The organism is Cobetia sp. 29-18-1, from assembly GCF_029846405.1.
Taxonomy (GTDB): domain Bacteria; phylum Pseudomonadota; class Gammaproteobacteria; order Pseudomonadales; family Halomonadaceae; genus Cobetia; species Cobetia amphilecti.
In genome coordinates this window covers 97373-121631 of the sequence record NZ_JARWKS010000002.1, presented here as the reverse complement: position 1 = coordinate 121631, position 24259 = coordinate 97373, and the positions used below count along the sequence as shown (strand labels likewise).

General features: G+C 66.0%; 20 protein-coding genes. 15 read left to right on the top strand and 5 right to left on the bottom strand.

Going from position 1 to position 24259, the window contains the following annotated elements; translation table 11 throughout:
- Positions 1 to 12: 12 nt before the first annotated feature.
- The 4 genes from serC to QD208_RS02295 all read right to left on the bottom strand — a co-directional run bounded on the left by serC (position 13) and on the right by QD208_RS02295 (position 5972).
- Positions 13 to 1107: a 3-phosphoserine/phosphohydroxythreonine transaminase gene (gene serC, locus QD208_RS02310; RefSeq protein WP_054555590.1), complete on the bottom strand. Its 1095-nt coding sequence runs from the start codon at positions 1105 to 1107 to the stop codon at positions 13 to 15.
- A gap of 58 nt (positions 1108 to 1165) precedes the next feature.
- On the bottom strand, positions 1166 to 3943 hold the full coding sequence (gene gyrA / locus QD208_RS02305; RefSeq protein ID WP_225347139.1) for a DNA gyrase subunit A: 2778 nt from the start codon (positions 3941 to 3943) through the stop codon (positions 1166 to 1168).
- Positions 3944 to 4191: 248 nt separating this feature from the next.
- Positions 4192 to 4740 carry a thioesterase family protein gene (locus tag QD208_RS02300; protein ID WP_225347140.1) on the bottom strand — a complete coding sequence of 183 codons (549 nt, stop codon included), beginning with the start codon at positions 4738 to 4740 and terminating at the stop codon, positions 4192 to 4194.
- A 131-nt stretch (positions 4741 to 4871) separates the two neighbouring features.
- Complete coding sequence (locus QD208_RS02295) at positions 4872 to 5972, bottom strand: YHYH protein (RefSeq protein WP_225347141.1); 1101 nt, start codon at positions 5970 to 5972, stop codon at positions 4872 to 4874.
- Between the two features lie 384 nt (positions 5973 to 6356).
- On the opposite strand from QD208_RS02295, the gene QD208_RS02290 reads away from it, so the two are divergent.
- The gene (locus QD208_RS02290) at positions 6357 to 7277 is read left to right on the top strand and encodes a recombination-associated protein RdgC (protein ID WP_043331446.1); all 921 of its coding nucleotides are present in this window, start codon (positions 6357 to 6359) and stop codon (positions 7275 to 7277) included.
- Between the two features lie 62 nt (positions 7278 to 7339).
- Entirely contained in the window at positions 7340 to 8608 is a 1269-nt protein-coding gene (locus QD208_RS02285) for a 1-acyl-sn-glycerol-3-phosphate acyltransferase (protein ID WP_225347142.1), read from the top strand.
- An 85-nt stretch (positions 8609 to 8693) separates the two neighbouring features.
- On the opposite strand, the gene QD208_RS02280 is transcribed toward QD208_RS02285, so the two are convergent.
- Complete coding sequence (locus QD208_RS02280; RefSeq protein ID WP_225347143.1) at positions 8694 to 10157, bottom strand: TrkH family potassium uptake protein; 1464 nt, start codon at positions 10155 to 10157, stop codon at positions 8694 to 8696.
- Between the two features lie 421 nt (positions 10158 to 10578).
- Here QD208_RS02280 and QD208_RS02275 point away from each other — a divergent pair, with 421 nt between their 5' ends.
- The 13 genes from QD208_RS02275 to QD208_RS02215 all read left to right on the top strand — a co-directional run bounded on the left by QD208_RS02275 (position 10579) and on the right by QD208_RS02215 (position 24255).
- Entirely contained in the window at positions 10579 to 11292 is a 714-nt protein-coding gene (locus QD208_RS02275) for a beta-ketoacyl synthase chain length factor (RefSeq protein ID WP_225347144.1), read from the top strand.
- 8 nt (positions 11293 to 11300) lie between these two features.
- Entirely contained in the window at positions 11301 to 12104 is an 804-nt protein-coding gene (locus QD208_RS02270) for a lysophospholipid acyltransferase family protein (RefSeq protein WP_225347145.1), read from the top strand.
- Positions 12105 to 12249: 145 nt separating this feature from the next.
- Complete coding sequence (locus QD208_RS02265) at positions 12250 to 12519, top strand: phosphopantetheine-binding protein (protein WP_043331448.1); 270 nt, start codon at positions 12250 to 12252, stop codon at positions 12517 to 12519.
- Positions 12509 to 12781, top strand: coding sequence for an acyl carrier protein (locus tag QD208_RS02260; protein ID WP_043331449.1), 273 nt, complete (start codon positions 12509 to 12511; stop codon positions 12779 to 12781). The genes QD208_RS02265 and QD208_RS02260 overlap by 11 nt, the downstream gene beginning before the upstream one ends.
- Entirely contained in the window at positions 12778 to 13395 is a 618-nt protein-coding gene (locus tag QD208_RS02255) for a hypothetical protein (protein WP_225347146.1), read from the top strand. The genes QD208_RS02260 and QD208_RS02255 overlap by 4 nt, the downstream gene beginning before the upstream one ends.
- A 126-nt stretch (positions 13396 to 13521) precedes the next feature.
- Entirely contained in the window at positions 13522 to 15576 is a 2055-nt protein-coding gene (locus QD208_RS02250; protein WP_279835485.1) for an AMP-binding protein, read from the top strand.
- Positions 15573 to 16436 (top strand): glycosyltransferase family 2 protein, encoded by an 864-nt coding sequence (locus QD208_RS02245; protein ID WP_225347148.1) that lies wholly within the window; start codon positions 15573 to 15575, stop codon positions 16434 to 16436. The genes QD208_RS02250 and QD208_RS02245 overlap by 4 nt, the downstream gene beginning before the upstream one ends.
- Positions 16433 to 17476 carry a glycosyl transferase gene (locus tag QD208_RS02240; protein ID WP_225347149.1) on the top strand — a complete coding sequence of 348 codons (1044 nt, stop codon included), beginning with the start codon at positions 16433 to 16435 and terminating at the stop codon, positions 17474 to 17476. The genes QD208_RS02245 and QD208_RS02240 overlap by 4 nt, the downstream gene beginning before the upstream one ends.
- 113 nt (positions 17477 to 17589) lie before the next feature.
- The gene (locus QD208_RS02235) at positions 17590 to 19194 is read left to right on the top strand and encodes an aromatic amino acid ammonia-lyase (protein ID WP_225347150.1); all 1605 of its coding nucleotides are present in this window, start codon (positions 17590 to 17592) and stop codon (positions 19192 to 19194) included.
- Between the two features lie 14 nt (positions 19195 to 19208).
- Positions 19209 to 19721 (top strand): acyl-CoA thioesterase, encoded by a 513-nt coding sequence (locus QD208_RS02230; protein ID WP_225347151.1) that lies wholly within the window; start codon positions 19209 to 19211, stop codon positions 19719 to 19721.
- Positions 19721 to 20326 (top strand): LolA-related protein, encoded by a 606-nt coding sequence (locus QD208_RS02225; protein WP_225347152.1) that lies wholly within the window; start codon positions 19721 to 19723, stop codon positions 20324 to 20326. The genes QD208_RS02230 and QD208_RS02225 overlap by 1 nt, the downstream gene beginning before the upstream one ends.
- Positions 20323 to 22779, top strand: coding sequence for a hypothetical protein (locus QD208_RS02220; RefSeq protein ID WP_225347153.1), 2457 nt, complete (start codon positions 20323 to 20325; stop codon positions 22777 to 22779). The genes QD208_RS02225 and QD208_RS02220 overlap by 4 nt, the downstream gene beginning before the upstream one ends.
- 84 nt (positions 22780 to 22863) lie before the next feature.
- Entirely contained in the window at positions 22864 to 24255 is a 1392-nt protein-coding gene (locus QD208_RS02215; RefSeq protein ID WP_225347154.1) for a tryptophan 7-halogenase, read from the top strand.
- Positions 24256 to 24259 lie beyond the last annotated feature (4 nt).

Sequence of the window (24259 nt, the reverse complement as noted above, 5' to 3'; positions counted from 1 at the left end):
TCACCTCCTCCCTTAGCCGTGACGGCGCGCGAAGTCGCCCATGAAGTCCACCAGCGCAGTGACGGCAGCTTCCGGCACGGCGTTGTAGAGGCTGGCACGCATGCCACCGACGCTGCGGTGACCGGCCAGATTCAAGAGACCCGCCGCTTCGGACTCGGCGAGGAAGGTCTTGTCGAGACGGTCATCGGCCAGCACGAACGGCACGTTCATGCGTGAGCGGTTCTCGGTGACGATCGGGTTGGAATAGAAGTCGCTGCCATCGATGGCCGCGTAGAGTGCCTGCGCCTTGCGATCATTGATCGCGTTCATGGCGGCGAGGCCACCGACCTCGTCCTTGAGCCACTCGAACACCAGCCCGGAGAGATACCAGGCGTAGGTCGGCGGCGTGTTGAACATGGAATTGGCCTCGGCGGCCGTCTTCCAGTTCAGCATGGTCGGGCAGTCCTTGCGGGCGCGATCGAGCAGATCTTCGCGCACGATGACCAGCGTCAGACCCGCCGGACCGATGTTCTTCTGGGCGCCGGCATAGATGACGCCGAAACGGCTGACATCCAGCGGGCCAGACAGGATGGAAGACGACATGTCGCACACCAGCGGCACGCCATCCGCTGCCACCTCGGGGATGTAGTCGAACTCGAGGCCGCCGATGGTCTCGTTGGCGGTGTAGTGCAGATAACCCACATCACCCGAGAGCTGGATCGCGTTCTGGCGCGGCACGGCGATCAGGCCATTGCTCTCGCTGGAGGCCGCCACGTGGCTGCCCACCGCCAGATGCTCGGCTTCCTTGATCGCCTTCTTGCCCCAGATACCGGTATACAGATAGTTGGCACTGCCACCCGCGCCCAGCAGGTTCAGCGGCACACCCGCAAACTGGGTCGAAGCGCCACCCTGCATGAACAACACGCGATAGTTGGACGGAATCTCGAGCAGTTCGCGCAGGTCCGCCTCGGCCTTCTCGGCGATGGCCACGAATTCGTCGGAGCGATGACTCATCTCCATGACGGACAGTCCGCGGCCCTGATAATCCAGCATCTCGGCGCGGGCGCGCTCCAGGACAGCGGTCGGCAGTGCAGCAGGACCGGCGCAGAAGTTGAACTTGCGTGTCATGTCGTCTTATTTCCCGAAAGTGAAGCGACCGCCCCGAAGGCGGTCGCAATCCAGCGTCTTATTCCGCGTCTGTCGGCGGGGTATCCGTCGACTCGGCGTCATCTCCCGCCTGCACCTGTTCGTCGGTGCTCAGCGCCTCTTCGTCCAGCTCATCCTGCACCACGACGACCTCTTCCGGCTCGTCGACACGCACCGTCGTCACCAGACGCTCCTCTTCCGCGGTGCGGATCAAGGTCACGCCCTGGGTGTTGCGCGAGGTGGTGGACACCTCGGCGACGCGGGTACGTACCAGGGTGCCGCGGTCGGTGATCAGCATCAGTTCGTCGTTGTCGCTGACCTGCACCGCGCTGACCAGATCACCGTTGCGCTCGCTGGTCTGCATCGCGATCACGCCCTGGCCACCACGGCCACGCAGCGGGAACTCTTCCAGACGCGTGCGCTTGCCGAAGCCATTGGCGGACGCGGTCAGGATGTAGCACTGCGGCACCTCACCGCTGGCGACGCCGTCTTCCGACACGCCCTCGGTGGTTGCCACATCAGCGCTCTCGACGCCTTCCGCCGTCGCGTCCGCGGCGTCATCGACCTCGATCTCGTTGTCATCGATCGCGGTGGTGCGCGGAATGATCAGGCTGATGACCTGTGCATCGTCGAGCAGACGCATGCCGCGCACACCACGGGCGGTACGGCCCATCACGCGCACGTTCTGCTCTTCGAAGCGGATCGCCTTGCCGTTGGAGGACACCAGCATGACGTGGTCGGAACCGGACGTGATGTCGGCGCCGATCAGACGGTCACCTTCCTCGATGTCCAGCGCGATCAGGCCGACACTGCGCGGACGCGAGAACTGGCTCAGCGCGGTGCGCTTGACCGTGCCGTTGGCGGTGGCGAAGAAGATGTAGCTGTCGGCGGCGTAATCGCGCACCGGCAGGATGGTGGTGACCCACTCGCCGTCGTCCAGCGGAATCAGGTTGACCAGCGGCTTGCCGCGCGAGCCACGTGACGCCTGCGGCATCTCGTAGACCTTGAGCCAGTACACCTTGCCCTTGTTGGAGAACAGCAGCACGGTGTCGTGGGTCGAGGCGACCAGCAGGTGCTCGATGACATCCTCATCCTTCATCGAGGTGGCGGACTTGCCGCGGCCACCACGCTTCTGGGCCTGGTAGTCAGACAGCGGCTGGGTCTTGGCATAGCCGCTGCGCGAGACCGTCACCACCATGTCTTCCTCGTTGATGAGGTCTTCGATGGTCAGGTCACGACGGCTGGTCATGATCTCGGTGCGGCGTTCATCGGCGTACTGGGCACGCACTTCGCGCAGCTCTTCGCGGATGACTTCCATCAGGCGGTCGGCAGAGGACAGGATCTCCATCAGCTCGGCGATGCGCTCGAGGATGGAGGAGTACTCGGCCAGCAGCTTCTCGGTCTCGAGACCGGTCAGGCGATGCAGACGCAGCTCGAGGATGGCCTGGGCCTGGGCCGGCGACAGACGGTAGTGCTTGGCGTCTTCAGACAGCCCCAGACCTTCCGGCAGATCTTCCGGACGGCAGGAAGTGGCACCGGCGCGCTCGAGCATCTCGACCACCTGACCCGGCTGCCATTCACGATCGACCAGCTTTTCCTTGGCTTCCGCCGCGCTCGGCGAGCCCTTGATCAGCTCGATCACCTCGTCGATGTTCGAGATCGCCACCGCCAGACCTTCAAGAATGTGGCCACGTTCACGCGCCTTCTTGAGTTCGAACAGGGTACGACGGGTAACGACTTCACGACGGTGACGCACGAAGGATTCCAGAATCTGCTTGAGATTCAGGATCTTCGGCTGACCTTCGTGCAGCGCGACCATGTTGATGCCGAACACGGTCTCAAGCTGGGTCTGGGAGAAGAGGTTGTTGACGACCACTTCACCGGACTCGCCACGCTTGGTCTCGATGACCACGCGCAGACCGTCCTTGTCGGACTCGTCACGCAGCTCGGCGATGCCCTCGATCTTCTTGTCCTTGACCAGTTCGGCGATCTTCTCGATCAGACGCGCCTTGTTCACCTGGTAGGGGAGCTCGGTGATGATGATGTGATCACGACCGTTCTTGTCGTTGTGCTCGATGGTATGCACGGCACGCACGTAGATACGACCACGACCGGTGCGGTAGGCATCGAGGATGCCGGCACGGCCGTTGATGATACCGGCGGTCGGGAAGTCCGGCCCCGGGATGAATTCCATCAGCTCATCGATGGTCAGATCGCCGTTGTCGATCAGCGCCAGACAGCCGTCGATGACCTCGCCCATGTTATGGGGCGGGATGTTGGTGGCCATGCCCACGGCGATACCGGAGGAGCCATTGACCAGCAGGTTCGGGGTCTTGGTCGGCAGCACGGCAGGAATGCGCTCGGTGCCGTCATAGTTGTCGACCCAATCGACGGTGTCCTTCTCGAGGTCGGCCAGCAGCTCGTGCGCCAGGCGCGCCATGCGCACCTCGGTGTAACGCATCGCCGCGGCGCTGTCGCCATCGATGGAACCGAAGTTGCCCTGACCATCCACCAGCACATAACGCATGGAGAAGTGCTGGGCCATGCGGACGATGGTGTCGTAGACCGCACTGTCACCGTGCGGGTGGTATTTACCGATCACATCGCCGACGACACGGGCAGATTTCTTGTAGGCCTTGTTCCAGTCATTGTTCAGCTCGTGCATCGCGAACAGTACGCGACGGTGAACCGGTTTGAGGCCATCGCGAACATCCGGCAAGGCACGCCCGATGATGACGCTCATCGCGTAATCGAGATACGACTGCTTGAGCTCGTCCTCGATGTTGACTGGCAGTATCTCTCTGGCGATCTCACCCATGATTCGTCAAATCCTTGAACTCAACTGTTGGCGCCACTGCAGCAACGACGCATGCTCCGTCGGTACTGCAGCGCGGCAGTGGCGTGAAGCAGACACGGGGTGCCAGCTCCGCGGCACCGAAGTGGCGGCATTATATCACTTGCGAGCGCGCCTAGCAGCTCACACGACGCCGCAAGGACACCTCAGTACGGTAGTACGGCCGTCAATATGCGCGGCCTGCTGGCTCATGCCTCGCCGCTGAGGGGCGATCAGGCCGTTTCTTCACTGACCAACGCGCCCAGCAGCGCGCCGATCTCGCCGTCCAGCGGCATGGCGCGACCGGTGTCGGTATTCATCAGCACGAAGGTGAAGTCCGCCCTGGAGACCAGCGCCCCGGAACGCGGATGCACCTCGCCCATGCGCCGCTCGCCCAGATGGATCTCCTGACGCATGATCATCTTGCGGCGCCCGAGCTCGGCCAGCCGCGTGGTGATGACCAGCTCATCATGCACGGTGGCGGGATAGTGCCAATCCAGGTTGAGGTTGACCGCCACCATCGCGATACCTTCGCGCTTGAGCGCGGCCAGATCGAGATGCGCGAGCATGAACTCCCAGCGCCCTTCCTCATAGAACTCCAGATAGCGGGCATTGTTGACGTGCCCATAGCCATCCAGATGATAACCACGCACCGTCAGGGTCGTGCGACTGACGACGCCTGCGTGATTGCCGACGTCTGTGTGAGTGCCGACGTCTGTGCGAGTGCCGACATCTGTGTAAGAGCCGACCGCTGCCTGCGGTGGATTGCTGTCGTGTTGCATCCCTGCCTCCCGTCCGTGAAACGATCGCGCCGTATGGCCATCGTCAGCTGATCTTATGCCGGTGACGGACAGAAAAACAAACGCTTGGCTGAATGATGACGCCTGCCCTGCTCGCCATCCCGGCAAGGCGGCTACTCGCCGGGCGGACCCTGCGGTGGCCTCTCGCCGCCCTCCTCGTCGAGGAAGTGCCCCTTCTCGCCCATGAAGCAGCCGAAGATCTGGTTAACCCCCGGCGCCAAGGCGTGATAGTGATAGCCACGCACCGGGTCCGTCTCGCCGCCACACTCATCCAGGTCAGCGGGAACATTGCCGTCGTTGTCCTCTCTGGCATAGATGGCATAGCCATCCAGCGCATAGCCGATCATCGGCGAATGGCCATCTTCCTGAATGCCGATCTCGGAGCAGCCAGTGGCGGTGTGATAGTGATAGCCCTCATGAGGGTTGGCATGCGCGCCACAATCATCGAGCACTCCCAGGGTGTGAGAACTCAGGATCAGCTCCAGCGGCGCCGGCGGGCCGAACAGCACGCCATTGAGCGCCACGCCGGTGTTGGAGCGGCCGGCAAGCGAGGTCGGCTCGGCGGCCGGCACCGGCACCTCGGGAATCACGGCAGTCTTCTCGATGCCACCGCCCAGCTCATCCAGCGGACACTCGAGACAGAAGTTGTCGAAGCCCTCGATGGGGTTCGGGTTCCCCGCCACCTCGCAGCCACGCGCGCCATCGATCACGGTGATCTCGCCCGTGTTGACGTCGTACATCTGCCACTCCTTGTCCTTGTAGAGAGTGGCCAGATTCTTGATGAACTCGCCGTCCACCTGATAGAGGGTGCCCTCGCCATCCATCCAGGTGCCGCCTTCCTGCTCACCGGAGTGGATATTGGGCGGGCAGAAAGGCCCCTCCGGCGAGGTTTGCGGGTCCGCGGGCGCACCGGCCACGCGGAACTGATAGCAGGTCGTCTGCGTGCCGCCGCTCAGGGTGCAGTCGACGGTCTCGACCTCACCGACGATCGCGCCCTCGGCAAACACCTCAGGTTCCAGCCCGAGCGCCGCAGGGGCAGATTCGCCGTCAGCGGCTGCCTCTTTCGTGACCGTTGCACTGGTCTCGGCCGCGCTGGCCGCCTTGTCGTGGGCGTCATGCTCCCCGCTGCAGCCGAACAGCAGCAGGGTCAGCGCCGCCAGCGTCAGTGGTCGTGTCCGTTTCAGCGCGCTCGCGCCTGAAGCTCTGCTCTTCACAAAAGCCTCCACAACCGTCTCCTCAGCAGTCCCCACAGCAGTCTCCACAACAACGTCGTCGATCACTCTGCTGCCCTCCGCGTCTCAAGTCTGATGGTCTATGCCTATAGGTCGATGCCTGCTATTCGATATCTACTGGTCGATGCCTGCTGATCGATATCTGTCGGGCGATACCGCAAACCGCCAGACCGCGCACCGCCAGGTCGACTCAAGACTAGCGCCACAGCGTGCATACAGTATGTCTTTGTGCTCGCGCGCGATGGTCGGCAACCGCAGTGTGACGCAGGGTCACGTCCACGGCGGATGACCCGTCGCATGAGTTTCGCCATAATATGCGCCATTCAGACGGGCAGCCCCCGTTCACCGGACTCAAGGACTGGTCGCATGTGGTTCAAGAACCTGCAACTGTATCGCCTGCACGATAGCGCCCCGCTGGAAGAGGGTCGTCTCGCCGACGCCCTGCCGGAGCATGTCTTCCGCCCGGTCACCGGCGTCGAAGCCAAGCGTATCGGCTGGGTCGCACCGGGCGGCCGCAACAGCGACCTGCTGGTGCACGAGATTCAGGGCCATTTCCTGATCAGCGCCCTGCGCCAGGAGCGCGTACTGCCCTCCGCCGTGGTCAAGGAAGAACTCGAGGAGCGCGTGGCCGAGCGCGAGACCGCCGAAGGCCGTCCGCTGCGTCGCCGCGAGAAGCTGACCCTCAAGGAGCAGATCTACGAGGAGCTGCTGCCGCGCGCCTTCACGCGCTCCTCGCGCACCGACCTGTGGTGGGACAGCCGTCGCGGCCTGATCGCCGTCAACGCCTCGAATGCCAAGCGCGCAGAGGAAGTGCTGGACCTGCTGCGCCAGACACTGGGTACGCTCAAGGTCACGCCGCTGGCCGTCGCGCAGCCGCCTTCCCAGGTGATGACCACCTGGCTCAAGGATGTCAGCTCGCGCCCGGAAGACCTGATCGTCGGTGACCAGGTCGAACTCAAGGCGCCGGGCGGCGAGGATGGCGTGCTGCGTGCACGTCAGTTCGATCTCGACGGCGAGGAAATCCAGACGGCGCTGAATCTGGGCCGTGTGGTCAGCAAGCTGGCGCTGGAAGTCGATGGCCGCGTCGCGCTGGTGCTCGGTGAGGACATGGCGCTCAAGAGCCTCAAGTTCGCCGATGCCGTGGTCGATGAAGCCAACGCCCAGGATGACGGCGAAGACCCCATCCTGCGTCTGGAGACCGACTTCGCGCTGATGGCCCAGGTGCTGTCCGGCGTGATCGAGCAGATGACCGCCTGGCTGGGTGGTGAAGCCCAGCCCGCCAGCTGAGCCTTGGGCCCGCTGCCGACCCTCTCTTTTTTCAGAATGACAAACCCGGATGACGTGCGTCGATGACTGACACTGCAACACCCAAGCCTGCCACGACCAGCGAACAGGACCCGTTCGCCGATATTCGCCCCTACCACGACGACGAGGTAGCGGAGGTGCTGGTACGCCTGGAGCAGGACCGCGAGCTGCTCGACACCCTGACTCGCTTCCGCCTGCCGGGCCTGACCCAGCGTTTCCCGTGGCTGGCACGCCAGGTCGCGCGCCTGGCCATCAAGCGCGAGATGATTGGCGTCAAGGATGTTGCCAGTTTCCAGAGCCGCATCGCCGTCTACATGGCGCGCATGATCCACACCACCACCACCAGCTTCGAGACGGTGGGGCTGGAGCGCCTGTCCCCGGACACGCCGTATCTGTTCCTGTCCAACCATCGCGATATCTCGCTGGACCCGGCCTTCGTCAACTACGCCCTCTATCGTCACGGGCGTGACACGGTGCGCATCGCCATCGGTGACAACCTGCTGCAGAAACCCTTCGTCACCGACCTGATGCGCCTCAACAAGAGCTTCATCGTGCCGCGCTCCGCCAAGGGCAAGCGCGCGATGCTGGCCGCCTACCAGTCGCTGTCGGGCTATATCCGCCACTCGCTGACCCACGACCAGCACTCCATCTGGCTGGCCCAGCGTGAAGGGCGCGCCAAGGATGGCCGTGATGGCACCGAGAGTGCCATCATCAAGATGCTGACCATGGCGGCGCGCACCGCCGACAAGACGCGTCCGTTCAGCGAGGCGGTCAGCGAGCTCAACATCGTGCCGGTGTCGATCAGCTACGAGTTCGACCCCTGTGACCTGCAGAAAGCGCGTGAGCTGGCGGCCGTCGCCAATGAAGGCCGTTACGAGAAGGTGCAGTACGAGGACATCAAGTCCATCGCGGCGGGTATCAGCGGGCACAAGGGGCGCGTCAAGCTGGTGTTCGGCGAGCCGCTCAAGGGCGACTTCGAGACCCCGGAAGACGTGGTGAAGGAAGTCGACCGCCAAGTGCTGGCCTACTACACCCTCTACCCGAGCCATCAGCTGGCACTCGAGAAGCTGGCCGCCAGCCGCCCGCAGCTGCGTGAGGAGCCGCGCCTGGCCTCGGCGCTGGATGTCTCGGCCATCAGCGGTGCCGAGCGCGCCACCTTCGAGAACCGCCTCGCAGAGGTGCCCGCAGAGCTCAAGGACTGGTGGCTGGTGCAATACGCCAACCCGATCCTCAATCGCGAAGGGCTCTCCATCGATCTCGATGAAAAGCTCGATGCCGCCGAGGCGACGGACGGCGAGAAGGTCGCTCAGTAAGCCAGCACTGCGGAGCAAGACACTTGAGTCTTGTACCTGCCACGAAAAAGCCACCGTCAATCGACGGTGGCTTTTTCGTGGGCTGCTACTTGCGCCAGAAGCTGGGCGAGAACAGCACCAGCACGGTCAATATCTCGAGACGCCCCATCAGCATGCCGATGCACAGCAACCACTTGGCGCTGTCCGGCAGGCTCGAGAAGTTGCCCGCCGGGCCGATGATCTCACCCAGCCCCGGGCCGACGTTGGTGACGGCCGTGGCGGCGCCGGTCACCGCGGTGATCAGGTCCAGCCCGATGAACGACAGCGCCAGCGCCAGGCCACCGATGGTGATGAAGAAGAAGAACGAGAAGGCGATCACGGCGCGCACCACCTCATCGGGCAGCGCGCGACCGTTGTAGCGCTGCGAGAAGACGCCATTGGCATGGATCAACGAGCGCAGATGGTTGCCGAGCATGATCAGGCCGATCTGCAGGCGGAAGATCTTCATGCCGCCGCTGGTCGAGCCGCTGCAGCCTCCGACGAAGGTCAGATAGAAGAAGGCCACCACCGCAAAGGACCCCCAGGCACTGTAGTCGTCGCTGGCGTAGCCGGTGGTGGTCACCACCGAGATGACATTGAAGGTCACCTGGGTCAGCGCCGTGAAGATGGCCTCGCCATTGACGACGCGATACAGCGTCAGCAAGGCGATCACCCACCCCAGCAGACGCAGGAAGCCGCGCACCTGGGCATCACGCCACAGGACACCGGCCTGGTCCTGCCAGGCGCGGATGAACAGCACGAAGGGCAGCGCCCCCAGCAACATGAACGCCGACGCCATCCACAGCAGATAGGGCCGGTCGGAATAGACGCCCATCGAGCTGTCGTAATTGGAGAAACCGCCGGTGGCCAGCGACGTCATGCCATGCACCAGCGCATCCAGCCAGTGCATGCCACCGAGCCAGTAACAGACGATGGCCAGCAACGTCAGCCCGACATAGACCAGCCCGATGGCCTTGGCCACGCCACCGGCACGCGGCAGCACCTTGTCGGACCAGTCCGAGGATTCGGTCTGGAACAGGCGCATGCCGCCGACCTTCAGAAACGGCAGGATCGCGATCGCCATCACGATGATGCCGATACCACCGACCCACTGCATCAGGCCGCGCCACAGCTTGAGGCCATCCGAGAGCCCTTCGATGTCAGACAGCACGGTCGAGCCGGTGGTGGTGATCGCCGACACCGATTCGAACACGGCATCGGTCACGCCCAGGTGGGTCGCACCGAAGATCAACGGCAGGCTCGAGTAGGCCGACACCAGCACCCAGCTCAGCGTCGTCAGCACGAACATCGCACGCGGCTTGAGTTGCAGCTCCACCTTGCGCGAGACCGTCAGCATGATGACCGCCGAGCCGAGCGTGATGCCCAGCGAGATCAGAAAGGCGCTGGCATCCGCATCCGCTTCGCCGAGCAACACCAGCAAGGGCGCCAGCATCATCAAGGCCACCACGCATAGCAGCAGGCCGAGTACCCGGATGACCGGCAACCACTCCGAGAGCGAAAGAAGGCGCATCAGCGCCTGCGAGTGCGCTCGGGTCGCCTGCCCTGCGCGAGCACTTGCGCGCGCTCGTCTACGCAGCAGGTCCCGCGAGCCACCCTTCATGCCACCGGCCTGTTGATGACAGTCATCATTGTGCGTCCTCAGCGTTTTACCCCATGACGCCCCGGGCGCCAGTCTCAGTGCGACGATACCCTACACCCTCTTCTGCCGCTGTCCAGCGCCGCCACAGCGGTGACCCGCCGCAGGACATCACACCCCGACACCTCACGTCAGGCGCCTTGTGCCGCCCTGCAAGCTGCTATCCTGCCAACGACACGCGTAGCCACGCCGCCTGCTCAGTGCCAACACGCCTGAGTCCGGTTGGGCTGCCCAACCCCTGTGCGGTACACTGAGGCCCCAATATGGCAACGATGCGTTCACGGACAAGAACCTCATGCGTCTGACTGATTGGCGAGCCTGGCAGGCGAGTGCGTCCCGCACCGCCCACGACAGCCGCGTAGATATCACCCCCTCCCCGCGTGCCGAGCAAGTCCCGGCCATGCAGCGTCGTCGACTCAGCCCGGTCGGCCAGGCCTGCTGCAAGCTGCTGTTCGCGCTCGACCCTGACGCCGACCTGCCTATCATCCATGCCTCGCGCCATGGCGATACCGGCAAGATTCTCGCCCTGCTGGACGCCGCCACCCAGTCCGACGAAGCCCTGTCACCGGCGCGCTTCTCGCTCTCGGTGCACAACGCCGTGCTGGGCATGTACTCGATCACCGGCAAGTCCCATCAGCCGCTGGAAGCCCTCGCCGCCTGTGGCAACGAATTCGAGGCGCTGATGAGCGAGGCGCTCGGCTATCTGAGCGAGCGCGGGGACGTCATCGTGCTGTTCTCCGATATCGCCGCGCCGGAGGCCTTCCTGCTCCACGGTGACTACCCGGCCTGCGCCAGCGCCGTCGCCCTGCGCCTGAGCCGCAGCAGTGACGATGACAGCGCATGGACACTGAGCGCTACGCCTGGCGAATCGTTGACGGACAGCGCCCCGACGCCGCTTGAGGTCATCGCCTGGCTCGAGCAGGCCGGGGCTGAGACGCTCCCCTGTCGTCGCCATCACTGGCAGCTGAGCCGCGCTCACGCCGCCTCACCGACGCCGCCAGCAGACTGATGCCACGCATGCTGTCGTCTCCCCTCGGGCGCCTGTGGCGTGGCATCGCTACGGCCATCAGCTTCCTGACCTTCGGGCTGGGCGGCTTGCTGGTGGGGGGAATGTGGCCCCTGCTGACACTGGTGGTACGCCGCCCCGACAAGCGACAGAAGCTCGCGCGCAGCATCATCCATCACTGCATGCGCGGCTTCGTGGGCCTGATGCGCGGCCTGGGCGTGCTCGACTATCGCCTGCACGACTGCGAGCGTCTGCAACGTCCCGGCCTGCTGGTGCTGGCCAATCACCCGACGCTGATCGACGTGGTCTTCCTGCTCGCGCTGATTCCCCACGCCGACTGCGTGGTCAAGGGACGGCTGGCACGCAACCCCTTCACCCGTGGCCCCATCCGCGCCGCTGGCTACATCACCAATGAAGAGCCGCAGGGCGTGCTCGAGGCCGCCGGCGCGAGCCTGGCGCGCGGCAATGCCTTGATCCTGTTTCCGGAAGGCACGCGCAGCGTGCCCGGGCGCGCGCTGAAATTCCGCCGCGGCGCCGCCAACATCGCGCTGCGCACGCCAAGCGAGATCACCCCCGTGCTGATCGACTGCCAGCCCAGCACCCTGACCAAGGGCGAGCCCTGGTATCACATCCCGGCCCGACGGGTGATGCTCAATATCAAGGTGCTGCCGGACATGACGGCGCATGTCGCACCGCCACCGGCAGCAGAGGATGAGGTGCCGCTGTCACGCGATGCCCGCCAGTTGACGCGCCGCCTGGCCAGCGACTTTGCCGCTGAGCTGGCCGCCTTTCAGCGACGGATTCGCGAGTCATGACAACGCGCTGATCCGCACTGCCCCTGATCTCGATGTTGATCAGATAGCGAGAAAAAGTGATTAAGATATTCGGCCTTCCCGCCGTTAATAAAGCCTGCTGCCATTCATACCGGCCATTATCGGTACGCCGACACGAGGAATACTCATGAGCGATAGCGCCAAGCTGGAACTGGAACTCAAGCAACTGATCATCGACACCCTGGAGCTTGAGGACATCACGCCGGACGACATCGTCGCCGATGAACCGCTGTTCGTGGACGGCCTGGGGCTGGATTCGATTGACGCCCTGGAGCTCGGTCTCGCGCTGCAGAAGCAGTACGGCATCACGCTGGACGCCGAAGCCGAGGACACCCGCGCGCATTTCGCCAGCCTCAATGCCCTGCGTGAACTCGTGGAGGCCCGTCGTGAGCGCTGAGCAACAGACCGCGTCCCGCGAAGAGATCTATGCCCATGTGCGCAGCACCCTGATCGAGCTGTTCGAGATCGATGCCGCTGACATCCACCCCGAGGCGCTGCTCTATGAAGACCTCGACATCGACAGCATCGATGCGGTGGACCTGGTGGTCGAACTCAAGAAGTTCACCGGCCGACGCATCGAAGCCAATGACTTCAAGAGCGTACGCAGCCTCGATGACGTCGTGACCGCCGTCGAGCAGCTGATGCAGCGCCAGGCATGACGTCATTGTCCTCTGGTCGAGGGCGGCGTCCGTCACTGCCAAGGCTGCTGCTCGGCGGGCTGGGCGTCGTGGCCGCCATATGCTGGCCACTGCTGGTCTATGCCCTGCTCTCGCGGCTGACGGCAGACCCGGTGGGCGACGCGACCAGCGGACATGTCTCGCCCTGGGTGTGGGCACTGATCGCGCTGGGCGCCTTGCTGATCCAGCGTCTGCCCTTGCCGTTGATCCTGCGCCTGACGCTGGCCGCGCTGCTGATCGCCATCAGCCTGCTCAGCGAGGCGGAACTGGGGCTGCGCGCCTATCCGGTGCTGGTCAATCTGGCCATGCTCAGCGTGTTCGCCACCAGTCTGTGGCGCGGCATGCCGGTGATCGAGCGCCTGGCGCGTCTGCAGGAGCCTGATCTGCCCGCCGCCGGCGTGCGTTATACCCGCAAGGTCACCCGAGTGTGGTGCGGCTTCTTCGTCTTCAATGCCAGTGTTGCCGCGACCACGGCGCTGTATGCCGACCTCGCGACCTGGACGCTCTACAACGGCCTGGTGAGCTACGTGCTGATGGGGCTGCTGTTCTGCGGCGAATGGCTGGTACGCCGTCGCCTGCGCCGCGCCGATGGCTGAACCTGGTTATCGATGAGCTTGGCTATCGATGAGCTCGGCTATCGATAGCTGAATCCATGTATGGATACGCCCGGCGTGGATACGCCCCCAGATGAATTCGACTTTCTGAAGAGTTGCCTGCCTCACATGTCTGATGCCCGCCAGCCTGCCAGCCGCGCCACCGCACGCTCCACTGAGCAAGACGCCGCCCAGCGCGCCACCTCCCTCATCCATCAGGGTTGGCGCCAGCTCGCCCGACTCGCGCCCGCGGCGCCGGCCTGCTGGCTGGCCAGTCCCGGTCAGCCGCTGCGCCCGCTGAGTCGTGCCGAGCTGATGGCACGCGTCGATGCCTGGCATCAGTGGCTGGACAACCTGCCCGCTGCGCATGCTGGCCGCCGACCCGCCGCCCGTTGGGTGCTGTTCCAGCCCACCACACTGGGCGCCTGCGTGCAGCTGCTGGCGCTGTGGGAGCGCGGCATGCTCGCCGTGCTGCCCGGCGATGACCGCCCGGAAACCCTGGCCCGCCTGGCCGAGAGCAGTGATGGCAAACTGCCCGAGACCAGCGCCGCTGGCTGGCCGCCGGAGCAATCCGGAGCTCTCAGCTCTACCGGCACTCTCAGCTCTACCGACTCTGTCGGCTCTACCGCAGCACCGAATACACCGTTCGAGATCACGCCGGACGGCGGGCGTCTCGCGCTGGAGCTCTGCACCTCCGGCTCCACCGGCGAGCCGCTGCGCATCGCCAAGCGCTTCGATCAGCTCGAGGCCGAACTGGCCGTGCATCGCGCGCTGTGGCCGCTGGCGACGGACGCTTCAGGCACTGACTCAGCGTCTGAGCCAAGCACAGGCGCCGTCAGCCTCAGCCAGGTCAGTCACCAGCACATCTACGGTCTGCTGGTGTCGCTGCTGCGCCCGCTCAGCGAAGGGGTGCCGTTTCTCAGCGAAGCCTGTCATTACCCGGAGCAGCTGGCCGCCGCCATCGCGCAGCTGTCCGGCCTCGGGCATCGCTGCCAGCTAGTCAGCTCGCCGGCCCAGCTGGCGCGCCTGCCCCAGGCCAGTGACGGGAGCCGCGTGGCGGGCCAGGCTCAGGCTCAGGTGTTGCGGGTCTTCTCTTCAGGTGCCCCGCTGCCGGCCGAGGCCGCCCGCCACGCAGAGAACTGCCTGCAGGCGCCGGTGATCGAGATCTACGGCAGCACCGAAACGGGCGGCATCGCGCATCGCCGCCAGCACGAGACGTCCGACTGGACACCGCTGCCGGAGGTCGAGATCCGCTTCTCGCCCGCCTTCGCGGTGCGCTCGCCGTTTCTGGAGCAGCCGGACCAGTGGTGGCAGCAGGCCGACAACGCCGCGCCAGTGGCGGCTGAAACGTCGTCGCAAGGCGAGCAGCAGGCGGCGCCACGCTTCCAGCTGCTGGGGCGCAGTGATCGGCTGGTCAAGCTGGCCGGCAAGCGGGTCTCGTTGAGCGCGGTGGAGCGCTGCCTCAGCGCGCAAGCGGAGGTGCTGGAAGTACGTTGCCTGCCGATGCCCACCCGCGATCATCGTCTGGGCGCGGTGGTGGTGATGGACGAGAGCGCGCTGCCGCAGGACCACGCCAGCCGCCGTGATCTGATTGCCCGTCTGCGCCGTGCGCTGATGCCGGGTTTCGAGCGCATCGCCCTGCCGCGCTACTGGCGATTCGTCACGCGCCTGCCGCTGAATGCCCAGGGCAAGTTCACGGCGGATTCCGTCGCGCGGCTGTTTGCCGATCTCGACGATCATCGTCTGCCACGCTGGCTGGGCGAAACCTCCAGCGGTCCGCAGCAGCTGACGCTGGAAGCCGAGGTGCCCGACAGCCTGTGCTACCTCGAGGGGCATTTCGCTGACCAGCCACTGGTGCCCGGCGTGGTGATGCTCAAATGGGCTCGCGATCTCGGTCGCCGCCTGCGCCTGGCGGGTGTCGGCGTGCAGGAAAGCCGTTTTCAGCGTCTGGAGCGCATCAAGTTCTCCAACCTGTTGCTGCCGGGCATGCGCTTTACGCTGGCCGCGACACTGGTCGCCGACAGTCACGGCCTGCGCGTCGACTTTCGCCTGGAATCCCGCGCGGGCCTGCACGCCAGTGGCCGCTTGCGCTACGGTGCTGAAACCGATAGCGCGGCTGATAGCTCGCCCCTCAGCCCACCACTCAGTTCGCCCCAGACGACACCCACACCGGAGGCGTCATGAGCCAGCCCCAGGCGCCGATGACCGGCCACACACCCTCTCCCCCCGTCAGCGAGTCGCCACTGCGCGCCTGCGTGGTGATTCCGGTCTACGACCACCCCGCCACCATCGCCGGCGTGTGCGCGGGTCTGGCACCGCTCGGGCTGCCCATCGTGCTGGTGGATGATGGCTGCAGCGCGCCCTGCGCCGAGGTGCTGGATCAGCTGGCGGCCGAGGGTCATCACCTGGTGCGCCGTGAGCAGAATGGCGGCAAGGGCGCTGCCGTGCGCAGCGGCCTGCAGGCTGCCGAGCAGCTCGGCTTCACCCATGCCCTGCAGGTGGATGCCGATGGGCAGCACGACGTCAGTGATCTGCCCGCCTTCCTCAACGGCATGCAGGAAAATCCCGACTGCCTGCAGATCGGCTATCCGCAATACGACGCCAGCGTGCCGCGCATCCGCTTCTATGGCCGCTACGCCTCGCACATCTGGGTGTGGATCAACACCCTGTCGCTGGCCATCCGCGACACCATGTGCGGCGTGCGCCTCTATCCGCTGGCCGCCACCAACCGGCTGCTGGCGCATCATGACTGTGGCGATCGCATGTCCTTCGACACCGAGGTGCTGGTGCGCTGGTACTGGGCCGATGGCGAGGTCGCCAACCTGCCGGTGCATGTCAGCTATCCCACCGGAGGCGTCAGCCACTTCCGCCCCGGTCACGACAACCTGTTGATCAGCGCCATGCACACGCGGCTGTTCCTCGGCATGCTGCTGCGCTCACCGAAACTTGCCTGGCGCACGCTGTCGGGACGCAATGGCAGGACATCATCCACTCATGTCAGTCGCCCCTCGCAGCCTGACGATGCGAAGGGGAAACACGAATGACCCATTGGGCACGCCTGTCGGAAACCGGCTCCACCACTGGCATGCGCCTGATGGTGACGATTCGTCGTCGCCTAGGTGCCTGGCCGTTTCGTATCGCGCTGTTTCCGGTGCTGGTGTGGTACTTCCTGCTGCGCGGGGTGGCGCGGCGTGCCTCCTTCGACTTCCTCAAGCGCCTCGAGCCAGAGCTTGGCGGCGTGCGCCTATGGACGAGAAGCTTCGCCCACTTCATGCAGTTCGGTGAGGCGATCATGGACAAGGTCTCGGCCTGGAGCGGCGAGATTCCGCTGACCTCGCTGACCGGCACCGGCCCGGAAGACCTGCGCGACGCCGCGCTGCGTGGCGAGGGCGGCATCATCCTCGTCGCTCACCACGGCAATCTGGATGTGATCAATGCCATCGGCGAGCGCCACGACATCGATCTGTGCGCGCTGGTGCACACGCGCCACGCCGAGAAGTTCAATCAGCTGCTGGAGCAGGCCACCGGGCGCAAGCCGCCGCAGATGATCGAGGTCAGCGAGATCACGCCTGCCACCGCCATGGCGCTGGGCGATCGGGTCAATCGCGGCGGCTTCGTGGTCATCGCCGCCGACCGCGTGCCGATTCCGCCCACCGCCGACGATGCCAAGGCAGACACCCCTCCAGCAGAAGGCAGCAGACTCGCGTCGCCGGCCAGTGCCGCGGCCTCACCGCGCGTGCTGCACTGTGACTTCATCGATCAGCCCGCGCCCTTCCCGCAGGGGCCCTTCATGCTGGCCGCGCTGCTGCGCTGTCACGTCTATACCCTGAGCTGCATTCGCGAACAGGGCGGCGCCCATCCGCGTTTCCGGGTCGACTTCGCGCCCTTTGATGACAGCCGCGCCGTCAAGCGCAGCGGTCGCGAGGCGTGGATCCAGCAGGCCATGCAGCGTCACGCCCGTCATCTGGAAGCGCGCGTGAAGCGCCATCCGCTGCAGTGGTTCAACTTCTTCGACTTCTGGCATCAGGCGCCTGACAGCACGTCGAATCCAGACAGCGCGTCGGCTCCGAAACAGGACGCCTGAGCCGCGCCGGGCCTGCGGCAACGCTGCTTCGCGCCCGGCTCTGCGGCCTTCACCTTGTTCGCTCTTCACGTTCAGCGCATTTTCACGCTTCTCTCTTCGCCAGGTACCTCGTCATGTCACAGCCCGCCACCTCTTCCTCCGCCCTGATTCTCGACGGCAGTGATATCACCCTCGAGCAGTTGATCGATGTCGCCGAAGGCCGCCGTGAGGTGCGCCTGACTTCGGATGCCGCCTTCCGCGCCCGTATCGAGGCCGGCCCGGCCCTGCTGGAACGCCTGCTGGAGGAAGAAGGCGTGGTCTACGGCGTCACCACCGGTTACGGCGATTCCGTGACGCGTGCCGTGCAGGGGGCAGAGGACCTCGAAGCCCTGCCGCGCCATCTCTATACCTTCCACGGCTGTGGCATGGGCGCGGACCTGGATGTGGTCAGCAGTCGCGCGGTGGTGATGGTGCGCCTCGTCTCGCTGTGCCGTGGTGTCTCCGGGGTCAGCATGGCGCTGCTGGAGCGCCTCGTATGGCTGCTCAATCACGACATCCTGCCGCGCATTCCCGAAGAAGGCTCGGTGGGAGCCAGCGGCGATCTCACCCCGCTTTCCTATGTCGCCGCCGTGCTGTGTGGCGAGCGTGAGGTCTGGGTGCGCCCCGGCGCAGGCCAGCCCCACGCGCTGCGCCCGACGGCCGAGGTCTTCGCGGCACACGGCCTGACGCCCTATGTGCTGCGCCCCAAGGAAGGCCTGGCGCTGATGAACGGCACCGCCGTGATGACGGCTCTCGCCGCGCTGGCCTATGGCCGCACCTGCTACCTCAGCCGCCTGAGCGCGCGCATCACCGCCCTCAGCGTGCAGGCGCTGGAAGGCAACCCCTACCACTTCGATGCCGACCTGTTCGCCGCCAAGCCGCACCCCGGTCAAGCCCGCGTGGCCCAGTGGCTGCGCGATGATCTGGCCCACCCGGCGGCACCGGAAGTCGACGCCACGCCGATCAACTCGCCGCGTCTGCAGGACCGCTACTCGACGCGCTGCGCGCCCCACGTCATCGGCGTGGTCGAGGACAGCCTCAGCTGGTGGCGCAGCTTCCTGGAGACCGAGCTCAACAGCGCCAACGACAACCCGCTGATCGATGTCGAGGCCGGCAAGATTCTCCACGGCGGCCACTTCTATGGCGGCCATGTGGCGATGGTGATGGACAGCCTCAAGACGGCGGTCGCCAACCTGGCTGACCTGCTCGACCGCCAGCTGGCACTGCTGGTCGACAGCCGCTACAACCGTGGCCTGCCCAGCAATCTCAGCGGTGCCACGCCCGAACGCGCGCCGCTCAATCATGGCTACAAGGCGGTACAGATCGGCGCCTCGGCCTGGACGGCGGAAGCCCTCAAGCTGACCATGCCCGCCAGCGTCTTCTCGCGCTCCACCGAGTGCCACAATCAGGACAAGGTCAGCATGGGCACCATCGCCGCGCGGGATGCGCTGCGCGTGCTGACACTGGTGGAACAGGTCGCCGCCGCCACCCTGCACGCCGCCGTGCAGGGCAGCGAGCAACGCGCCGACATCACGGGTCAAGCCGCCACGCCGCCCAGACTGGCCGCCTTCACCCGTGAACTGCGTGAAGACATCGCGCCCCTCGAGGAAGATCGCGGTCTGGAAGCCGACCTGCGCCTGCTGTGCGCGCGCATCCGTGAGCGCCATTGGGCCCTGAGCGCCGGCGAGGCCAACGCATGAACGAGAGACAAGCCATGAATCAGCCAGCCGAAACACCGATGCCGACCGCCACGGTAGAGATGGAAGTGCCCTTCCACGACGTCGACATGATGGAAGTCGCCTGGCACGGCCATTACGTGCGCTATCTCGAGATCGCCCGCTGCAAGCTGCTCGACATGCTCGACTACAACTACCCGCAGATGCGCGATTCCGGCTACGCCTGGCCGGTGATCGACCTGCGCCTGCGCTATGCCGGCCCGGCGCGCTTCGGTCAGCGCATCGCCGTCACCGCGCGGCTGCGTGAGTGGGAGAACCGCCTCAAGCTCGACTACGTGATCCGCGATGTCGAGAGCGGCAAGCGCCTGACCCGCGGCTACAGCGTGCAGGTCGCCGTCGGGTTGGAAGATGGCGAGATGCTGCTGGCCTCGCCCGCCGCGCTCAGCGAGCGGCTGGCCGCCTGGCAGGCCAGTCAGTCGCAAGTCAGCCAGTCACGCTCCAGCGACGAGGATGCGCCTGCCACCCCGAACCCGACACAAGGAACACCGTGATGACTTCGCGCCTTGCCATTGCCGCCACTGCCCTGCTGCTGACTGCCGGTGCCCCCTGGGCCAGCGCATCCGAGAACAGTGCCTCAAAGACCAGCACCGCCGAATTCGACGCCCGCGCCCTGACGCAACAGCTGGCGCGCACCGCCCCGGTCTGCGGTGACTTCCAGCAGACGCGCTGGCTCGAGGATGTCGGTGCAGAGCTCGAGAGCCGGGGTCACTTCCGTCTGATCGGCGACCCGAACGCACCCGAAGGCCTGGTGTGGGAAACCACTTCGCCGATTGAAGACCGTCTCGAGATGCGCCCCGATGCCGGCCAAGGCCCGAATGGCGAGCCGCTGCCGGCCGACCAGCAGGCGATGGCGGAGCTGCTGATCAGCTTCTTCCACGGCGACTGGCAGGCGCTGGAGGAGCACTTCTCCCTGACGTTGACGGGTACGCCGGATGATTGGCAGGCCAGCCTGACGCCCAACGATGCCCGGCTGGCCGAGGCCATCGAGCGCCTCGAGATCGACGGTGGCAGCTGGCTGGAACACGTGAATCTCGACAGCGGCGACGGTGACCGCCTTGAGCTGGCGCTCACCGCCGGCGGTCACTGCGAGCGATGACATCGCCCAGCCATGAGCCGCGCCAGGGGCTGGATCGCGCCATCTGGCGCTGGCTGTGGGCCGCCGCCCTGCTGCTGTGCGCGCTGCTGCTGGCCGCGAAGATCGTCCCGCAGAGCCCCTGGCGTGGGGCGATCGACACCCGCATCACCGCCATGCTGCCAGAGCAGGAGCGCAGCCCGCTGGCAGCGCGCGCCGAATCGCTGGATGACACCGCCAACCGGCTGGTGATTCTGGTCGGCAGTCGCGATGCCAGCGCCGCCGCACGCAAGCAGCGTGACGCCGCCGCCCAGGCGCTGCGTCAGGCGCTCGCGCCCATCGCGACGCTGGATGACGGCAAGAGCCTCGAAAGCCTGCGCCTGCCGGCAGAGGTCCAGCCGGCCCTGATCGCCCCGTCGCTTGCAGGCCTGAGTGACGATGACTGGCAGGCACGCGCCCTCAGGCAACTGTTCCAGCCCGGCGGCCAGCGCGACCTGATCCGCGATCCCTTCGGTCTCGCCGGCGCCTGGCAGAGCTGGCTGACGCCCGCCAACCTGTCGCTGTCCGGCGGCCAGCTCTTGCTGCGCGCGCCGGCTTCCGCTGGCTCAGCCAGTAACGAACAGGACAGTGATGAGCAGAACAGCGAAGAAGGCGGTAGCGGCTATCGGCTGATCAGCGCCACCCTGACGGGCAGCGCCTACGCGATGAGTGACCAGCAGGCGCTGGAGCAGGCCGTGAATGGCGTGAAGGCCGACTATCCCGACGTCCAGCTGCTGCGCTCCGGACTGGTCTTCCATGCCAGCAACGGCGCGCAACAGGCCAAGCAGGAGATGTCGACCATCGGGCTCGGCTCGCTGATCGGCGTGCTGCTGTTGCTATGGGCGGTGTTCCGCACCCCGCGTCGGCTGCCATTGCTGCTGGTGCCGGTGGCCACGGGTGTGCTGTTCGCGCTGCCGCTGACCTGGTGGGCCTTCGGCAGCCTGCATGTGCTGACGCTGGCCTTCGGCGCCAGCCTGATCGGCATCTCCATCGATTATGTGCTGCATCTGGAGTGCATGCGCCGTCTGGCGACGCATGGCCGTGGCGGGCTCGCCGCGCTGTGGCCGGGCCTGACGCTGGGACTGTGCTCCAGCCTCGCCGCCTATCTGGCCATCACCCTGACGCCGATGCCCGGCCTGCGCCAGATGGGCATGTTCGCGGCGCTCGGCTTGATCGGTGCCTGGCTGAGCGTGCGCCTGTGGCTACCGCAACTGCCACTGCCGGCACAGGCCACCCGCGAGGACTCCCCCGCCGCCCGCGCCGCAGGATGTCTGGCGCGCGCCATTCCCGGCAAGCGCAGCTGGCAGGCACTGGGTCTGCTGCTGATGGCTGCGCTTGCCAGCCTCTACGGACTGCGCAGCGATGACCGCCTCACGCAGCTCAACCCCTCGCCTGCGTCTCTGATCAACGAGCAACGCGAGGTCCAGCGCCTGCTTGCCGAACCGGATGGCCTGCGCTACCTGATCGTGCAGGCCGAGACTGACGCCGCCCTGCTCACGCGCCTGCATGCGCTGGAAGACACCTTCCAGCAGCTGAATGCACGCCAGCAGCTGGGCCACTGGGCGAGCCTCGCTCAGCAACTGCCGACGCTTGAACAGCAGCAGGCCAATCTCGGCGCCATGCGTGAGCGCACCCGCACCCTGCTGCCCCAGGTGCTGAGCACCGCAGGCCTGTCACCCGAGCTAGTCACGCGTGCCGAGCAGGCCATCGCAGACGCCCACCCGCTGCGCCCGGCGGACTGGGTCGCGCTGCCCGCCGGTGAGATGGGCCAGCGACTGTGGCTCGATTCGCGCCGCGCCGCCATCGGCATCGTGCGCTTCGGCGATGTCACGGCTGAGGGCAGCGCAGCGCTTGCGCGCCTCGCCGCGGATGACGACAGACTCGAGTATGTCGATCAGGTCGCCAGGCTCTCGACGACGCTGGGCAGGATTAGCAGCGAGATGGCCTGGCTGGTCGGCGGCGCGGTGGTCTTGATCAGCCTGCTGCTGGCGCTGCGCTATCGCCGCAGCACCTGGCGAGCCCTGCTGCCGCCGCTGGGCGGACTGGTGCTGACGCTGGCGGCCCTGACGCTGGCAGGCGTCGGCCTCAACCTCTTCCACCTGCTGGGCCTGTTGCTGGTACTGGGGATTGGCCTCGATGCAGGCATCTTCTGTGCCGAGCATCCCGCGCGCAGCGCAGAAAAAAGCAGTGCTGGCATCTTCTGTGCCGAGCATCCTGCGCGCCGCTCTTTATCAGCTCCAGCGTCAGATGCAGCACAGACCAGCACCAGCCGTGCATCGCAGGCCAGCCTGCTGGCGATTTCGCTGTCGTGCGCCTCCAGCCTGCTAGCCTTTGGGTTGTTGAGCTTCAGTCAGACACCGGCGCTGGCGGCACTGGGGCTGGCCTGCCTGCTGGGGCTGAGCGCCACCTGGTGTCTGGTGCCCTTCGCGCGCAGTTGAGGCGGGTCTGAAGCGAAAGACAAGCAAGCCGCAGGGAACGCAGCGCAGCATGTACACATAACGACAACGACAGGGGACGATGCCATGGAATCGGCAGATCGCAGCAACAACCCACCACGCAAGGAAGTCATCATCATCGGCGCCGGACCCGCCGGCGCGGCGGCGGCGGCGTGGCTGGCACGCGCGGGCCATGCGGTGCGCGTACTGGAGCGCAGCCACTTCCCTCGCTTCTCCATCGGCGAGAGCCTGCTGCCACGTTGCATGCAGCATCTGGAGGCCTGCGGCTTGATGGAGGCCGCCGCCGCCGGTGGCTATCAGCGCAAGACCGGTGCGGCCTTCACCCGCCGCGGCGAGCATCGCGTGATCGACTTCCGCGACAAGTTCAGCGACGGCCCCGGCACCACCTGGCAGGTAGAGCGCGCCGACTTTGATCAGCGCTTGATCGAGGGCGCGCGGGCGGCGGGCGCCGAGGTCGAATTCGGTGTCACGGTCACGGGCTTCACTCCGGCTCGCGCCGCGCAGAGCGACGCCACCGGCCATGCGCAGGGGCCACGCCTCACGCTGGCGGATGGCCGCGAGCTTGAGGCCGCCTTCGTGCTGGATGCCAGCGGCTATGGCCGCGTGCTGGCGCGCCTCGAATCGCTTGAGCGTGACCCGCGCCTGGAGCCGCGCATGGCGCTGTTCGGCCATGTCCACGATGGCATCGCCGACCTCGCGCCGCCCGCCGAGGGCTATCGCCGCGACAATATCCTGATCGCCTCGCATCCTACGCATCCCGATGTCTGGTACTGGCTGATTCCCTTCGCCAATGGCCGCGCCTCGCTGGGCGTGGTCGGCCCGCGCGAGCTGATCGAGCCTGCCGCCGAGGACGATGCGCAGACACGCCTGTGGCAGTGGGTGATGGAAGAACCGCGCCTGGCGGAGCTGCTGCGTGATGCTCGACCGGCCAACGCCGTGCAGTCGCTGGGCGGTTACAGCGCCGATGTCAGTCGCCTGCATGGCCCGGGCTATGCGCTGCTCGGCAATGCCGGAGAATTTCTGGACCCGGTGTTCTCCTCCGGCGTGACCATCGCGCTGGAATCGGCGCTGCGTGCCGCGCCGCTGGTCGGGCGTGAGCTTACCGCGACCCGCGATGAGCAGCGCCCCGACTGGGCCAGCGAATATGAGCAGCCGCTGCGCCGTGGCATCGAGGTCTTCCGCGAATTCGTCACCGCCTGGTACGACAGCCGCCTGACCGACATCATCTATCATCCCGAGCCGCATGCGCGGATTCGCCAGATGATCAGCGCGGTGCTCGCCGGTTACGCCTGGGACACGACCAACCCCTTCGTCAGTGCCAGTCGCCGCCGCCTGACGGCCCTTGCCAGACTGACCGCGCCCGAGCAGACACTCGCGCCAGACGCGGTGCCGGAAAGCGATTCGCTCGCTGACCTCAGCGCCTTCGGCCGCGCAGCAAGCGTCGGCGAGAACAGGTAAAGTA

Coding starts and splice junctions, on each gene's coding strand:
- QD208_RS02230 (WP_225347151.1), top strand. CDS start 19,209: ATGAATCAGCCAGCCGAAACACCGATGCCGACCGCCACGGTAGAGATG.
- QD208_RS02240 (WP_225347149.1), top strand. CDS start 16,433: ATGACCCATTGGGCACGCCTGTCGGAAACCGGCTCCACCACTGGCATG.
- QD208_RS02280 (WP_225347143.1), bottom strand. CDS start 10,157: ATGCGCCTTCTTTCGCTCTCGGAGTGGTTGCCGGTCATCCGGGTACTC.
- QD208_RS02270 (WP_225347145.1), top strand. CDS start 11,301: ATGCTGTCGTCTCCCCTCGGGCGCCTGTGGCGTGGCATCGCTACGGCC.
- gyrA (WP_225347139.1), bottom strand. CDS start 3,943: ATGGGTGAGATCGCCAGAGAGATACTGCCAGTCAACATCGAGGACGAG.
- QD208_RS02220 (WP_225347153.1), top strand. CDS start 20,323: ATGACATCGCCCAGCCATGAGCCGCGCCAGGGGCTGGATCGCGCCATC.
- serC (WP_054555590.1), bottom strand. CDS start 1,107: ATGACACGCAAGTTCAACTTCTGCGCCGGTCCTGCTGCACTGCCGACC.
- QD208_RS02275 (WP_225347144.1), top strand. CDS start 10,579: ATGCGTCTGACTGATTGGCGAGCCTGGCAGGCGAGTGCGTCCCGCACC.
- QD208_RS02300 (WP_225347140.1), bottom strand. CDS start 4,740: ATGCAACACGACAGCAATCCACCGCAGGCAGCGGTCGGCTCTTACACA.
- QD208_RS02215 (WP_225347154.1), top strand. CDS start 22,864: ATGGAATCGGCAGATCGCAGCAACAACCCACCACGCAAGGAAGTCATC.
- QD208_RS02225 (WP_225347152.1), top strand. CDS start 19,721: ATGACTTCGCGCCTTGCCATTGCCGCCACTGCCCTGCTGCTGACTGCC.
- QD208_RS02245 (WP_225347148.1), top strand. CDS start 15,573: ATGAGCCAGCCCCAGGCGCCGATGACCGGCCACACACCCTCTCCCCCC.
- QD208_RS02285 (WP_225347142.1), top strand. CDS start 7,340: ATGACTGACACTGCAACACCCAAGCCTGCCACGACCAGCGAACAGGAC.
- QD208_RS02255 (WP_225347146.1), top strand. CDS start 12,778: ATGACGTCATTGTCCTCTGGTCGAGGGCGGCGTCCGTCACTGCCAAGG.
- QD208_RS02235 (WP_225347150.1), top strand. CDS start 17,590: ATGTCACAGCCCGCCACCTCTTCCTCCGCCCTGATTCTCGACGGCAGT.
- QD208_RS02250 (WP_279835485.1), top strand. CDS start 13,522: ATGTCTGATGCCCGCCAGCCTGCCAGCCGCGCCACCGCACGCTCCACT.
- QD208_RS02265 (WP_043331448.1), top strand. CDS start 12,250: ATGAGCGATAGCGCCAAGCTGGAACTGGAACTCAAGCAACTGATCATC.
- QD208_RS02290 (WP_043331446.1), top strand. CDS start 6,357: ATGTGGTTCAAGAACCTGCAACTGTATCGCCTGCACGATAGCGCCCCG.